The sequence below is a fragment of the Streptomyces sp. NRRL S-37 genome (assembly GCF_000721605.1).
Lineage (GTDB): Bacteria > Actinomycetota > Actinomycetes > Streptomycetales > Streptomycetaceae > Streptomyces.
In genome coordinates, this window is the sequence record NZ_JOIZ01000031.1 from 15881 (window position 1) to 29842 (window position 13962).

Consider the following 13962-nt stretch of genomic DNA (forward strand, 5'->3'; position numbering starts at 1 on the left):
GAAAGCAGTCTACCGTCTCGCGCGTACTAGCAGGTCGATCACGCCCGTCAGGCCCTCCTCGCCGCTGCCTTCGGACAGACGGCGGCGCATCAACGCGAAGTAGGGGGAGAGCAGCTCCGTGCTGACGCCCTGCTGCTCGGCGGTGCTCAGAAAGGTCGGTGTGCCGGCCACCTGCATCGCGAGGTTGGAGACGACCCCCTTGGCGTAGTCGCCGCTGCGCAACTGATCAGCGGTCTGGTGAACGGACGGGGCCATCGCGGTGAGCCAGTCGGCGAGCAGCGGCGCGAACGACGCGGGGTCGATGTCCTCCTTGCGGATCAGGGCGAAGGCGTGCGCGGCCCCGGCGAACATCCCGTACATGGCGCTGAGCAGGGCCACGTCGTGGAGCGCCGCGAAGCCCGCGTCCTCACCGACGTAGGTGGTGCCGGCCGGGACACGCAGGGTCTCCGCGTACCGCTCGAACACCTCCCGCGAACCGCTGTAGAAGACGTAGCCGCCGGCCTCGGAGACGCCGATCATCGGAGGGACGGCCATGATCCCGCCGTCCAGGTAGCGGGCGCCGCGCTCGCGGGCCCACTCGGCGCGGGCACGGGCCTCGGCCGGGGTGCTGGTGGTCAGGTTGACCAGGTCCCGGCCGGCCAGGTCGGTGCCGTCCAGCGCCTCCCCGATCGAGGCGTCGTCCAGCAGACAGACGACGACCAGCGTGTTCGCCGCGACGGCGGCAGCGGCACCGTCCGCGACCCTCGCCCCCTCGGCGGCGAGCGGTGCGGAACGGGCCGGAGTGCGGTTCCAGACGGTGACCGGGTGGCCGGCGGCGAGCCAGGTACGGGCCAGCGCGGTGCCCATCGCGCCGAGGCCCAGCAGCGTGACGGATGTCTTCTCAACAGGGGTCTGTGCCATGCCGACTAGGCTGGAAGCAGACCCGGAGGTGATCAAGTACGCACTTCGGAGTGGGTGGTTACCCCGGGGTGAGCGAGCACGTCAGAGGGGTGGGCATGACGACACTGAACCGTCCGGGCACACGGGACGGACACGTCTGCGGGATCGACACCGCGATGGAGGTGATCGGCGGCAAGTGGAAGGTGCTGATCCTCTGGGCGCTCCACGAGCACCCCCACCGCCGCTTCGGCGAACTGCGCCGGCTGCTCCCGGGGATCACCGAGAAGGTGCTCGCCTCCCACCTGCGGGAGATGGAAGCGGACGGTGTCGTGCACCGCGTCTCCTACGACGAGGTGCCGCCCCGCGTCGAATACTCGCTGACCGAGGACGGCAAGCACCTCAACGACGCACTCCAGCCACTGGCCGCCTGGGGACGCGAGCGGACGACCGCCCAAGGGCTGGACGATCAGCGGGATGTCCAGGGGTGCCGAGTGCCCCTGAGTCAGAAGGGCGGGCTGTCGGAGTAGCCGCCCGTCCCGTCGGCCGCCCACCAGGATTCACGTTCCGCCTTGAGCCGGGCGTGACGCTCGCGGGCCGCGATGTCGTCCGCGTTCTCCAGGCCGCCGGTGTCGTGACCCCACGCCTTCATCGCGGCCAGGACACGGTCCCGGTGGTGGCGGTCGGTGCTGGTGGCCAGCAGACGACGGGCGTGGCCGGCCAGCTCGGCCCGGTGCGTGGCGAGCGCGGGGTGCTCCGCCAGGGGGACCGCAGCGACGAAAGCGGCTTCGCGTACCTGCGCGTCGTCGTGGTCGAGAAGAGGACGCACAGCGGAGAAGAGCGCCGGGCGCAGCTCCCGGAACGCGCGCATCGCCCTGTCCTCGGCGAGGAACCCCTCGCCGCAGTGGCGTTCGCTGATGGCGACGCACTCGTCGTCGGCGTCGTAGGCGGTGTCACCGAGCCACTCGAGCAGTCTCACGACGGCCGGGCGGTGCGGTGGCGTGCCGGCATCGGTGCCGGAGTCGCCTGACGCGACGACCGGATGGTGGAGGACGGCCGCGACGTAACACGCCACGGGCACGGTGGCTTCGTAGATGGTGTTCTGGTGGGTCACTTCCCTGAGCGCGTCGTCGACGGCGACCGTCCTGACGACCGGGTCGGGGTCGATGAAGCGTGCCAGTGCCGTCGGCAGGGACCCGCCCGTCCCGCACACGGTGGCGAGCGACGCCCAGTCCGTACCCTCCAGGATCGCTCGATGGTGGGGCAGCTCGTGGGGACGAGGACTCTCGGTCCGACTGCGGCGGTTGGTCACAGGCGGAGGCTATAGCGTCGCCGGACCGGCGTTGCTCGTGGCCTCATGTGCGGAGCAGGGCTCGCTTCCGTCCGACGGCCGTGGCCCGCACATCTTGGCCCGGCGGCCGGACAGAACTTGAGGTGGTCGAGCCTCTACGCCCCCTGCCCGGGCGCGTCCGCCGTGGTACCGGCCACCGAGGACTGGGCCTTCGACGGGCACATCACCCGGGGCGGCTCGTTCCGCCACGACCGGGACCTGGCCCGCTGCGCCCGCCGGCACGGTGCCTGCGAACCGGATCTCGAAGCGATCGGCGTGGGCTTCCGCCCGGCGGCACCGGCCGCGTGGAACCGGACATCGTGTCGGCGTCGCATGACGGACGGCGCCCCTCGAGACCGCGGATCCTCGGCCGTACCGATCTGTGCGCATTCCGGGGGACACCGACACGTGCTCCTGACGGGCAGGGAAGAGGCCACGGAGGATGTTCAGCGCTCATGCGATGTGCGGCGGGGCAGGCGGGTGATTACGACGTAATCACCCGCGCCGGGGGAGCGGCGTCAGCGCCGGGGGAGGGCGTGTGGCAAGCGCCTGGCGCCGTATCAGGCACCGTTCGCCCTGTTGGGAGCGTGACCGGGCGGCACCGTGTTGGCCAGTGAGCGCGCGATCTGATCGTAACCGCGCTTCCGACGCCGCGCCGGACTGCGCAACCTCGAATCCGGCGTCGCCGTCGGCCACAACCGGCGGATCTGGTCGGCCTGAGCGTTCGTGGTCCTGCCGTGCTCGCTCGGGCAGCCCTGGCGGGATCCGGTTCCGGTGCGCTCAGCTGCGAACAGACAGCTGCCGAGCAAAGCGGCGGACGGCGTCGGTGAAGGCATCCGGATCGTCGAGGTTCGCGAGATGTCCTGCCCGCGGGATCAGCTCGACGCGGGCGTTCGGATGCGCGCGGGCGAAGTCCATCTCGCCGGACCGGAAGAGAGTGTCCCTCTCGCCGTTCAGGATGAGCACGGGAGCGGCCACATGGCGCATCGCTTCCGCGTCGAAGCGGCCCAGCACCTCGCCCCAGGCGGCCGGCAGGGTGTGGAAGGCATAGCCGGAGCGGATGGTCGCCTCCACCACCTCGGGCGGATAGAGCCGGCGCAGCAACCGGTCGTTCCACCGGGTCAGCCGGTCCGCCGGTATACGAGGGACGAGCCCGGCGACCCACCGATACGGCGTTGCCCACGGGCCACGGGTCGAGGCGCTGGCCCCGGCAAGGACCAGCCCTCGCAGTCGCCCGGGGTGGTGCCGCGCGAACTCCAGCGAGGCGTATCCGCCGAGTGAGTGCCCGACGACCAGAGCCGGCCCGCGGTCGAGCGAGTCCACCGCGGAGGCGATGATCTCCGTCGCTGCGTTCAGGCTCCAGGGTTGAGCCGAGCGGGCGCCGTGGCCTGGTAGGTCAACGGCGGCTACCGGGAAGTCCTCTTGGAGTGCGGCCAGCTGTGGACTCCACTGTCCCGCGCTGAACCGCGTTCCGTGTACGAGGATGATGGGCGGTGCACCCGCTGCCGTCATGAGTCCCCCCAGATCAGCGCTCTCCTCGGACCGACTCTACCGGCGAGCCGTCCCGGCGCTGAGACGCGGAGATGCTGGTCGGCGGGGCTGCTCACTCCTGGAAGAGATCCGCGTGTCCCGGCAGGCCGGTGGACGACCGCGCATCCGGCCCGGCCACGTCGGCGGCGATGAGGCGTACTCGCCCCTCGGTTGTCGGCGCGCACCTACCGCTGTCGGTGATTACGCCGTAATCGCCGGTGGGTCCGTGTCTGGTTGGCGCGCTGGGTGATTACGCCGTAATCGCCGGTGGGTCCGTGTCTGGTCGGTGTGCTGGGTGATTACGCCGTAATCACCCAGGCGTCCATGTGCACACATCAACTTGGTCTAACTAACGTGTCGATGTGTTGATTGATCATGAACGTTAGTATGGTGTCTCGCATGAGTTCGCCAGCCACCTCCAGCGACCGCGAGAAGGTCGTCTCCAAACTGCCGGGATGGCTCCGGCAGAACCTCAAAGTCAGAGCCGCTCAGCGCGGCATCGAGATCCAGGCCGCCGTGGAAGAAGGCATCAGCGCCTGGTGTGATCTGGCCTCCGCCACCGCGGCGGTTGACACAGCCGGCGCCGACTCCTTCGCCACCTTCCTGCCCCCCGGCCAGTGGGAAGGGTTCCGGCGGATCGCCGCCGATCGACGCGTCTCACTCATCCAGGGCCTCGCCCAGTCCGTCCAGTTGTGGCTCGAGACCCACCCGGCCCCGGACATCGAGCGGCCCTCCATCACCCGTCGGATCGTCGTCTGCAACCAGAAAGGCGGAGTCGGCAAGACCGCGATCACCGCAGGTCTGGGCGAGGCCTTGGCAGAGGACCCCGACACCCTGCAGCCCGTCCGCGTCGCCAAAGCCCTCACCAAAGCACTGCGCGCCAGCGAAGTTCACCCCGACGAAGCCGAGCCGGACGACGATCCACTCGACATCGAGAACCTCCCCGGCCCCGGAATGCGCGTGCTCCTCGTCGACTTCGACCCGCAGTGCCACCTCACCAACCAGCTCGGTGCCGCACCCCTGCCCATGAACGGCGACAGCCTCACCAACCACATGGCAGGTGACCCCAAGGGCGACCTGGGCGACCTCATCGTCTCCATCGACGACGACACCTTCAACGGCCGACTCCACCTGCTGCCCGCCTGCAATGACGCGTTCCTGCTCGACGTGCGCCTCTCCGCCGTGCGCGCCCGGGAAGCCGCACTCGAGCGAGCCCTCGCCCCGCTCGAAGCTGATTACGACGTAATCATCGTCGACTGCCCGCCCAGCCTCGGGTTGAGCATGGACGCCGCCGCCTACTACGGCCGCCGCCGCGACGGAGAAACCCCCGGACAGTCCGGCGCCCTGATCGTCGTCCAGGCAGAAGACAGCTCAGCCGACGCGTACGAACTGCTCACCACGCAGATCGACGACCTCCGCGGCGACCTTCAGGTCGACATCGACTACCTCGGCATCGTCGTCAATCTGTACGACTCCCGCCGCGGTTACATCGCCACCTCGTCCCTCCAGGGATGGGTGGACATAAAGGATCCACGGGTCGTCGGCCTCATCGGAGACCTCAAGGAACAGAAAGAAGCCGTCCGGGTGAAGGCACCCCTGTTGTCCTACGCACCCAAATCACAGCAGGCAGTCGGCATGCGTGCGCTCGCCAGGGAGGTCTTGTGAGCAAGGCCGACCAGCTCGGTGCCGGCCGATTCGGTGGGGGAGTACGTCCCGTCAGCGCACGCCGCCAGGCTGTCGCTGCCGCGACCGGCGTGCCCACCGAAGGCGTCGCCCCACCGGCGGAACTCCCCGTCGAACGCATCAGCCCCAATCCGGACAACCCCCGCTCCACCCTCGGAGACCTCACCGACCTTGCCGGCAGCCTGAGGACCCACGGCCAGAAACAGGCGATCACGGTCATGAACCGCGACGCCTACGTCAAAGCCAACCCGGACCGTGAAGCCGACCTCGAACCGGACACCACCCACGTCGTCATCGACGGCAGCAGCCGCCTCGCCGCCGCACGCGAAGCCGGCCTCACCACCGTCAAGGTGATGGTCAGCGACGACCAGGGCACCACCTCGGAGGAACTCCTCGAGTCCGCCCTCGTCGCCAACATCCACCGGCAGGACCTCGAAGAACTCGACGAAGCCCGCGCTCTCCAACGGCTCCTGGCCATCCACGGAAGCCAGAGAGCCCTCGCCAAGCGCCTCCACCGCTCCCAGGGCTGGGTGTCACAGCGTCTCGCCCTGCTCAACCTCGTCCCCGAGCTGCAGGCACGCATCGGCGAGGAACCCATCGACCTGCTGCGAGCTGTCGGCAACAAACCGGCAGACCAACAGAAGGCGGCTCTGCAGGAGCTGAAGGCCGAAAGAGCACGAAAGGAAGAGGAGGTACGCACCTTCGCGGAGCACAGAACGCAGTTGGTACCCGGCACGCCCGCAAGCTCGGAAGGCAGCCCCTCCGGTGATTACGGCGTAATCACCGACACCGTGGGCGGTGGCGAACCACACGACCACAAAGCAGCCGAACCGTCCCCGGCACCGGAGGAACCCGTCACCACGGGGAAACCCGCGGCCTCCGTACCGACGGCCACGGAGCACGAGTCGCCCGCCAGGGAAACGGAGAAGGACACACCATCCGTTCCCGTGCAGGCCGCTGCTCCCGCGACGACGGCCAGTGCGGGAGAGCAGCCGAAGCGGTTCCCCTACCAGGACGGCGTGTACGCGGCGCAGCACCTGATCCACAAGATGCCGCCCGAGGAGTTCGACAAGATGCTGGACCTGCTCATCAGGCACAGAGAGAGCCACACCGCCCACACCAGCTGAACCCTGTCACGGCCCCTGGCCGACCTGACCGAGCAGCTACCGCACCATGGGGCCGGCCCCTCCTCCGAGGGACCGGCCCCAGCCGTCTCCCACCCCGGTCGTACGCGCTCGGAGGACAGCCGCGCCTGCACCTTCCACCGTCTACCGCCTGGACGACTGGGCCACCGTCCGCACCCGCACCGGTCCGCACGGCGGCGGCGGTGAGCGGAGCCGGAGCGATACGGGCCCTGCCGGACGCCCGGGCCCCTCGCACCAGGGGCGGCGGGCACCGCGCATGGAAGACTCGGCGGTCGATTCGCCGAGCCAGAAGGGTCATGCGCCGTGTCGGATGCCGTACCGCCGCCGGTTCACCTGGACAGGGTGCTGGAAGGACTCGCGGAGAATCCCGCGTTGCCGCCCGAGTACGTCCGTCGCCTCTTCGCCCATCGCGAGAGCCGTCGCGGTGTCGCCGGACGCCCGGATCTGACCGACGGCATGATCGCCGAGATCATCGCCCTGGACGACCACTGGCTTACGCATGCGCTCGCACTCAACCGCAGCCTGCCGGAAACCTTCCGGATGACGCTCGCCGAGCACCCGGATCCGGCGGTACGGAAGGCCGTGGTGGTCGGCGCCGACGGCGGCGCACCGCGCGAGCTGTTCGAGCGGCTGCTCGGCGACGGCGAGCCGCGGGTGCGGGAGCAACTGGCGCAGAGCGACCGGATGCCGGAGGACCTGCGCGCCCGGCTGGCCGCCGACCCGGAACCGGAGGTACGGGCGACGCTCGCCCACTGGTGGACGCAGGCCCCGGAACCGATACGCCGGACCCTGCTGACGGATCCCGAGGACGTGGTGCGGGCACGAGCCTGCGCGACCTACTACGCGCGGCTTCCTCACCCCGTACCGCCCGCCGACCTGCTCCCGGCGCTGCTGGCCGACCCGGTCACACGCGCCGGGGCGGTGCGCCACTGCACCCTCGACACCGACACGGCCCGCCGACTGGCCGACGACCCGGCCCCTGAAGTGCGGGAGGAACTCGCCGGGCACCCCGACCTCCCGCCGTCGCTGCGCGACGTCCTCGCCGAAGACCTCAACCCGCAGGTCAGACTCCGCGTCTTCGCACGCCCGGACACCCCTGAGCCGACCCGCGCCGCGATCCACGCACGGCTCCTGTCCGACGTGCCCCCGAGGAACTGGCTCACCGATCCCCACGCCGGCCTGGACGACGACGCGCTCGAACTGCAGATCTTGAGTGAGATGGCGCATGTGCAGCTACGGACACTGCGCCTGCCGTGGGTGACCGCCGATCCCCTGCCGTACGTGGACTCGCCCTACGCCTGCTTCCGCGCCTCGGCGGCGATGTCCGACGCCCTCCCCGCACCGGTCGTGGCCCGGCTGCTCGACGACGAGGACAGCGGCGTCCGTACGGCCATGGCCCTGCACGCCCGGGACCTGGTCGACGCGGCCACCGCCGAACGCATCGACCGCACCTACCGCCCGGTGAAGAGGACCCGCTGGCGTCCGGCGGACGACTTCCCCCTCCCGGCGGACGTCCTCCGGCGCCTGGCCACCGATCCCGACCCGAGGATGCGGCAACTGGCTCCACGCGACCCCGGCCTGCCGGTGGAACTCGTCCGCCGCCTGGCCGCCGACCCCGACCCCACCGTGCGCCACACGATCGCGACCCGTCCCCGGCTTCCGGTCCGCGAGCTGACGCGGTTGCTGGCCGACCCGTCGGAACGGGTCGCGACCGCCGCGGCCGGCCACCCCGGCCTGCCGCCCGACCACATGCAGCAGCTCCTCACCCTGGCAGGGTTGTGAAAGTCCTCCTGGTATCTCAGTGGCCCCCAGCGTCAACGTCTCGATGTCATATGAACGGAGTGAGCGCTCGGAGCGTTGCACCTGTATGGCTGCGCCCCCGAGCGGAGGACTCCCGGGGCGCAGCGAAGGGGCGGGTCTGGGGGCTAGTACTGCAACGGTGTTTGCCGTGACTGTTGGCCAGCTTGTTCGTTGGTGTGGTCATGGGTGGGGACCTTGCTGATGTCAGGCTGTGGGCGGGTGAACTGAGCGCTCTGCATGAGCGGTTCGTGCACCGGTTCAACCGGGAGGAGCCACGGCAATCCGCTTTGGCGTACATGCGGGGGCTGATCGCGCCGCTGGAGCGGAAGAACGGCTGGACGCTTGCGGAAGAGGCCGGGCATGCGGGTCCCGATCGCATTCAGCGGCTGCTGAACCGGATCGAGTGGGACGCCGACGAGGTCCTGGAGGACGTGCGCGACTACATCGTGGAGCACCTCGGAGACCTGGATGCCGTCCTGATCGTCGATGACACCGGGTTCCTGAAGAAGGGCATCCGCTCGGCCGGCGTCCAGCGGCAGTACTCCGGCACCACCGGACGCACCGAGAACAGCCAGATCGGCGTGTTCCTCGCCTACGCCACCAGCCGCGGACGCACCCTGATCGACCGCAGGTTGTATCTGCCCACGTCCTGGACGGACGACCGGGACCGCTGCCGTCGGGCGGGCATCGACGACACGGTCGGCTTCACCACGAAGGTGGCCATGGCCAAAGCGATGGTCCGCCGCCACCGGCCGGATCGTCGGCACTGGGTGCTGGCCCGCCGCAGTGTGAGCAGGCCCGAGGAGATCTCCTACTCCATCGCCTACTGCCCCGCCGGCACCACCCTGGATCAGCTGATCCGCATCGCGGGCAGCCGCTGGGCGGTCGAGGAATGCTTCCAGACCGCCAAGCAGGAGTGCGGCCTGGACGACTACCAGGTCCGCCGCTATCCCGGCTGGCACCGCCACATGACCCTGGCCATGGCCGCCCACGCCTGCCTGACCGTCCTGCGCGCCCGCCAGCTGGACGCGGACAAAGCAGAAACGGATCCTCCCAGCTCATCCACCTCAGCCTCGCCGAGATCAGACGCCTGATCACCCGACTCACCGACCGCCGGCCCACCCCGGTCGACCACATCCCGCACTGGTCGACCTGGCGACGACGACGCCGGCACCAAGCCCGCGTCAGTCACTACAAGCGACGCGGACACAGTCCCTGAACTGGTCAGCAATCAGCACAAGCACCGTTGCAGTACTAGTTCGAGTAGTCGATGCCGGAGACGGAGTTCTCGCCGTCGGCCTCTCCTGTGCGCTCGGCTGTCGCCGTCGCCGTGCCACGGCCCCGCCCGCCGGGCCACCGGATGCCGGTGATGCCACCGCGGCTGGCTTCCCCGGTCCGGACGGCTCTATCTGTGGGTCCGGCAGAGGACGGACGCTGGAACAGGGCCCAGACCAGGGCGGCGATGCCGACGGCGGCCTGGACCGTGGCCCCGGCCAGCTGTCCCGCCCCGGGGCTGTCCAGAAGCCAGATCAGCGGTGTGGACAGGACGCCGGCCACCGCCAGCACGATGACCGTGATCTTCCACCCCTGCGATACAGCGGCTCCCCCTCGCTCCGATACATCCGCCGCCGGACGGCTGACGGCCTGTCACTTCGCATTGTCCCGGACCGTTCTCACCTGACCCAGGAAACGCACTTCTTCGGCATCGCGGTTCCCGGCGCGGCCGTCACCTGTCATGTCGCCGAGCGCACCCCCGCCGCGCGTCACCGAACATGACGCCCCTCGTTCGCGGCTGGTGACAGCTTTCTTACCGACACCCCGAAGCCGGTACTGTGCTCACGGTGCGGACGACCTCACCCGCGTGGCGACGATCCTCGTCATGAAGGAGGCCGGCCTCGGCCTGGACACCATCAGGAGCCTGTCCGCGACCGTCGACCGCGCCACCCGGCACGAGATCCTGCGTCCCGCGGCCGAAGAGCCTCCGGTCGAGGATCGCGGCGGCCCAGGTCTCGTTGGAGCTCATCGAGGGCGGCCTGGACTGTGCGTACGAAGACGTCACCCGGTGTCCGGGCTACCGGCGGCTCGTCGCCGAGCGGGTCGGCCCCGAAGCCCGGCCGGAGGGCCGGTGACCGACGCCGTCGCGGCGGGCGGCCCAGACGGTGCGTTCGGTGCGTACCGTCAGGTCGTCGCGGCGCGCGATGCCGTGCGGACTGCCGGGGTCGAGGAGCCGGTCGAGCGCGGTGAGGTCCTCGGGGGAGAGCATGTCCGCGGTGGCGCTGCGGATGCGCCGCAGGACGCCGGTGGCGTAGCGGCCGATCGCTTCGCCGCGCGAGCCTTCGAGGTGCACGGTGATGGTGCGTTCGCCCTCGACGGTGAATCCGGCGGCGGTCAGCATCGGGCCCCAGTCGGCGCCGCGGTGGGGCATGTGTGCGGCCTGGCGGCGGTCGGCCGCGGCGTGGACGCGCTCTTCCAGACCGGGCCGGTCGTCGGGGGCGTTCTCGGGCAGGAAGCGGGGGTGGCCGGCCAGTTCGACGACGGCGAACAGGCCGCCGGGCGCGAGCACGCCGTGGACGTCGCGCAGTGTGCGGTCGGGTCGGGCCATGTGGTGCATCGAGGCCGACGCCCAGATCAGGTCCGGTGAGCCGAGATCGGGCCAGGCTGCTTCGTCGAGGTCGGCCCGTACCGTGCGCACGCGCTCCTGGACGCCGCGGGCGCGTGCCTTGGTGCGCAGACGTCGCAGATGTTCGGCGGAGGCGTCGACGGCGGTGACGTGCGCGCCGGGGAAGCGGTCGAGGAGGGCGAAGGTGCCCGCGCCCGTGCCGCAGCCCAGGTCCACGATGTGGTGGGGGGTGGTCCGCAGCGGCAGCCATGCGGTGATGGAGGCGGTGTGCTCGGCGAGGACCTCGGCGTCCAGGTCGAGGATCTCCGCCTGGCCGTCCGTCGCGTCCTCGTGGTGGTGACCGTGCGGAGCGCCGTGGTGGGGGGTGTGGGTGTGGTTCATGCTCTTCACGCTAGGGCGGGTATGCGTCCACAGCACGGAGCATCCCGGTTTGCGCAAGATGATGGCCGAGGGTGCTGCCCGGCGCGCAAGAGGTCACTGCCGGGGGAGGCCGTCGCGCGGCCTCACCGTCACTCGGGAGCGCCCTGGGCGTCGTCGCTGTCGCTCTGGTGGCCGCGGCGGGCGTCGCGGTCGAAGATGCCCAGGATCTCGCAGGGGCCGCCGTCGGCGCCGATCGCGTGCGGCATCATCGTGGGGAACTCGGCGGCCTGGTTGGTCTCGAGACGGAAGCGGCGGTGGCCGAGCATGAGGATCGCCGTGCCGGAGAGCACGACGAGCCATTCGCGCCCCGGGTGGGCGCGCATGCGCGCCGGGTTCTCGGGGGGCGGTTCGGTCATGCGCTGGCGTACCACGCTCATCCCGGGGTCGGCCTTGACGGGCCAGCGCATGCGGCCGTGGGTGCCGTCGATGACCGGGCTGGTGACGACGTCGTCGGTGGCGGTCTCCACGAGCTGATCGAGCGTGGTGTCCAGGGCGCGGGCGAGGGTGACCAACTGGTCCAGTGCGAGGCGGCGCCGGCCGTTCTCGATACGGCTCAGTGAGGACTGGCTGAGGTGGGCGCGGGAGGCCAGCTCCTCCAGGGACCAGCCCTGCGCCACTCGCAGGGCGCGGATGCGTTTGCGTACGAGGCTGTCCAGATCCCCGTCTTCTTGCGTCATGCGCAACATCGTATGCCTCGACGGCAAGAACGGCTTAGCGTCGTGTGCGGATGGTCCGCGGTGTCCGGGGCGGTGTCCCCGTCGCGGCCCTCACCGCGCCCGGGGGCGGGAACCCCCGCCCTCTGACATCCGGCGCGGTACCGGCCGCCGTACGCCCCCGACGCGGGCGGTGGCCCGGACCCCGTCCACCCCCCTTCACCCGGCGACCGGGCCTGCCCCGGCGCCGACCCGGTATGCCCTTCCGAGAGGAACCGATGAGTACGAACCAGCCCGTACCGGCCGCGCAGGCCGGTGGCCGGGGTGCCCCCGACGCGCGCCGGCTGCGCATGATCCTGATCACCGTCTCCCTCGCCCTGATGGCGGTCATCGCCTCGGTGACCGGGCTGAACGTCGCGCAGACCCACATGGCCGTGGAATTCGGCGCGTCCCAGGGCACGGTCCTGTGGATCATCAACAGCTACACCCTCGCCCTGGCCGCGCTGCTGCTGCCGCTCGGTGCCCTGGGCGACCGCCTGGGCCGCAAGCCCGTGCTCGTCGCCGGTCTGGGGATCTTCGGCGTCGCCACCGTGGTCGCCGGCCTGGCCCCGACGGCCGGAGTGATGCTCGCCGCCCGCGTGGCGAGCGGCATCGGCGCCGCCATGATCATGCCGATCACGCTCTCCGTCATCACCTCGACCTTCCCCGAGGAGCAGCGCGGCAAGGCGATCGGCGTGTGGACCGGGATCGCCGGAGGCGGCGGGATCCTGGGCATGTTCCTCTCCGCGCTCCTCGTCGACGTCGCCGACTGGCGCCGGCTGTTCGTCCTGCCGGCGGTCCTGGTCCTGGTGGCCCTGGTCATGACCTCGAAGACGGTTCCCGACTCCCGCGAGACCCCGGCCCACCGGTTCGACACCGTCGGCGCCCTGCTCTCCGTGATCGCCGTGACCGGCCTCATCTTCGTCCTGCAGGAAGGCCCCGAACGCGGCTGGACCGCGCCCGCGACGCTGACCGGCCTGACGGCCGGCCTGGTCGCCGCGGTCGGGTTCGTGGCCTGGGAGCTGCACCGCCGCGACGCCTCCCTGCTGGACGTGCGGCTGTTCCGGGAGCGCGGACTGTCGGGCGGCTCGATCACGCTGCTGGTGGTCTTCGGCGTCCAGGCGGGCATCGGCGTGGTCCTCTTCCCGTTCTTCCAGGCCGTACTCGGCTGGTCGGGGCTGCTGTCCACGGTCGCGATGATGCCCATGGCCGTCGCGATGATGGCGGCCTCCGGCCTGGCCCCCCGGCTGGCCGCGGGGATCGGTGCCCGCTCGACCATGATGGCGGGCATCGCACTGGCCGGAGCCGGCATGGCACTCATGGCGCTCCTCGTCTCCGTCGGCGGCGGCTACCCGTCCGTCCTGCCCGGCCTGCTCGCCATGGGCGTCGGCATGGGCCTGTCGATGACCCCGTCCACGGAGGCCGTCACCGCCTCCCTGCCGCGTGAGAAGCAGGGCGTCGCCTCCGCTCTCAACGACGTCACCCGCGAGTTCGGCACCGCGCTCGGCGTCGCCCTGCTCGGCGCGCTCGTGTCCGCCGGCTACCGCGACGCCGTCGACGACCGGCTGCACGGGATCCCCCGGGGTGCCGCGGGCACCGCCCGGGAAGGCGTCGCCAACGCCGTCGAGGCGGCGGGCGGCGCCGGACCGTACGCACCGGATCTGCTCCACGCGGCGCGGCAGTCCTTCGTCGACGGCTGGCAGCAGGCCATGTGGGCGGGGGCCCTCCTCATGGGCGCCCTGTTCGTCCACATCGCCCTGCGCGGCCCCGGGAACACGCCCCCTGCGGTCGCGGACGAGGCGGACCCCGCGTTCGCCGACCGCTCACCGGACAGGATGTTCGACGAGTGTTGACTAAGCGACATGT

The 13962-nt window shown here is 70.8% G+C and carries 12 protein-coding genes and 2 pseudogenes; 8 read left to right on the top strand and 6 right to left on the bottom strand.

The genetic code is table 11. The features are described 5' to 3' along the window. Positions 1-9 precede the first annotated feature (9 nt). The gene (locus IH50_RS0133300; protein WP_030870968.1) at positions 10-900 is read right to left on the bottom strand and encodes an NAD(P)-dependent oxidoreductase; all 891 of its coding nucleotides are present in this window, start codon (positions 898-900) and stop codon (positions 10-12) included. Positions 901-995: 95 nt separating this feature from the next. On the opposite strand from IH50_RS0133300, the gene IH50_RS0133305 reads away from it, so the two are divergent. Then, positions 996-1406 carry a winged helix-turn-helix transcriptional regulator gene (locus tag IH50_RS0133305; protein WP_051767548.1) on the top strand — a complete coding sequence of 137 codons (411 nt, stop codon included), beginning with the start codon at positions 996-998 and terminating at the stop codon, positions 1404-1406. On the opposite strand, the gene IH50_RS0133310 is transcribed toward IH50_RS0133305, so the two are convergent. Then, the gene (locus IH50_RS0133310; protein WP_030870975.1) at positions 1382-2188 is read right to left on the bottom strand and encodes a hypothetical protein; all 807 of its coding nucleotides are present in this window, start codon (positions 2186-2188) and stop codon (positions 1382-1384) included. The two genes, IH50_RS0133305 and IH50_RS0133310, sit on opposite strands and share 25 nt — an antisense overlap. A gap of 21 nt (positions 2189-2209) precedes the next feature. On the opposite strand from IH50_RS0133310, the pseudogene IH50_RS40355 reads away from it, so the two are divergent. Further along, positions 2210-2509 (top strand): annotated as a pseudogene (locus IH50_RS40355) (SUMF1/EgtB/PvdO family nonheme iron enzyme); the annotation flags it as partial. Between the two features lie 477 nt (positions 2510-2986). On the opposite strand, the gene IH50_RS0133315 reads toward IH50_RS40355, so the two are convergent. After that, positions 2987-3718 (bottom strand): alpha/beta fold hydrolase, encoded by a 732-nt coding sequence (locus IH50_RS0133315; RefSeq protein ID WP_030870978.1) that lies wholly within the window; start codon positions 3716-3718, stop codon positions 2987-2989. Between the two features lie 94 nt (positions 3719-3812). Here IH50_RS0133315 and IH50_RS42200 point away from each other — a divergent pair. The 5 genes and pseudogenes from IH50_RS42200 to IH50_RS0133335 form a co-directional block, all read left to right on the top strand. Next, positions 3813-3917, top strand: a pseudogene (locus tag IH50_RS42200) (IS5/IS1182 family transposase); the annotation flags it as partial. A 218-nt stretch (positions 3918-4135) separates the two neighbouring features. Further along, entirely contained in the window at positions 4136-5401 is a 1266-nt protein-coding gene (locus tag IH50_RS0133320; RefSeq protein ID WP_030870980.1) for a ParA family protein, read from the top strand. After that, positions 5398-6546, top strand: coding sequence for a ParB/RepB/Spo0J family partition protein (locus IH50_RS38170; protein WP_037873342.1), 1149 nt, complete (start codon positions 5398-5400; stop codon positions 6544-6546). The genes IH50_RS0133320 and IH50_RS38170 overlap by 4 nt, the downstream gene beginning before the upstream one ends. A 321-nt stretch (positions 6547-6867) precedes the next feature. Next, on the top strand, positions 6868-8346 hold the full coding sequence (locus tag IH50_RS0133330) for a hypothetical protein (protein ID WP_030870986.1): 1479 nt from the start codon (positions 6868-6870) through the stop codon (positions 8344-8346). A 200-nt stretch (positions 8347-8546) separates the two neighbouring features. After that, the gene (locus IH50_RS0133335; protein WP_037873344.1) at positions 8547-9458 is read left to right on the top strand and encodes an IS701 family transposase; all 912 of its coding nucleotides are present in this window, start codon (positions 8547-8549) and stop codon (positions 9456-9458) included. Between the two features lie 160 nt (positions 9459-9618). Here the strand turns inward: IH50_RS0133335 and IH50_RS0133340 are convergent, their stop codons facing one another. The 3 genes from IH50_RS0133340 to IH50_RS0133355 all read right to left on the bottom strand — a co-directional run bounded on the left by IH50_RS0133340 (position 9619) and on the right by IH50_RS0133355 (position 12081). Continuing rightward, a complete protein-coding gene (locus IH50_RS0133340) occupies positions 9619-9921 on the bottom strand; it encodes a hypothetical protein (protein ID WP_420709157.1) in 303 nt (100 codons plus the stop codon). A 514-nt stretch (positions 9922-10435) separates the two neighbouring features. Further along, positions 10436-11365 carry a class I SAM-dependent methyltransferase gene (locus IH50_RS0133350; RefSeq protein WP_078914183.1) on the bottom strand — a complete coding sequence of 310 codons (930 nt, stop codon included), beginning with the start codon at positions 11363-11365 and terminating at the stop codon, positions 10436-10438. Positions 11366-11493: 128 nt separating this feature from the next. Then, on the bottom strand, positions 11494-12081 hold the full coding sequence (locus IH50_RS0133355; protein WP_037873347.1) for a helix-turn-helix domain-containing protein: 588 nt from the start codon (positions 12079-12081) through the stop codon (positions 11494-11496). A 254-nt stretch (positions 12082-12335) separates the two neighbouring features. Between IH50_RS0133355 and IH50_RS0133360 the strand changes: the two genes are divergently transcribed. Further along, on the top strand, positions 12336-13949 hold the full coding sequence (locus IH50_RS0133360) for an MFS transporter (RefSeq protein WP_037873351.1): 1614 nt from the start codon (positions 12336-12338) through the stop codon (positions 13947-13949). Positions 13950-13962: the final 13 nt, after the last annotated feature.

Excerpts from the sequence above, each read along its gene's own strand:
- IH50_RS0133300 (WP_030870968.1), bottom strand. The coding sequence starts at position 900 with ATGGCACAGACCCCTGTTGAGAAGACATCCGTCACGCTGCTGGGCCTC.
- IH50_RS0133305 (WP_051767548.1), top strand. The coding sequence starts at position 996 with ATGACGACACTGAACCGTCCGGGCACACGGGACGGACACGTCTGCGGG.
- IH50_RS0133315 (WP_030870978.1), bottom strand. The coding sequence starts at position 3,718 with ATGACGGCAGCGGGTGCACCGCCCATCATCCTCGTACACGGAACGCGG.
- IH50_RS0133320 (WP_030870980.1), top strand. The coding sequence starts at position 4,136 with ATGAGTTCGCCAGCCACCTCCAGCGACCGCGAGAAGGTCGTCTCCAAA.
- IH50_RS0133335 (WP_037873344.1), top strand. The coding sequence starts at position 8,547 with ATGGGTGGGGACCTTGCTGATGTCAGGCTGTGGGCGGGTGAACTGAGC.
- IH50_RS0133350 (WP_078914183.1), bottom strand. The coding sequence starts at position 11,365 with ATGAACCACACCCACACCCCCCACCACGGCGCTCCGCACGGTCACCAC.
- IH50_RS0133355 (WP_037873347.1), bottom strand. The coding sequence starts at position 12,081 with ATGACGCAAGAAGACGGGGATCTGGACAGCCTCGTACGCAAACGCATC.
- IH50_RS0133360 (WP_037873351.1), top strand. The coding sequence starts at position 12,336 with ATGAGTACGAACCAGCCCGTACCGGCCGCGCAGGCCGGTGGCCGGGGT.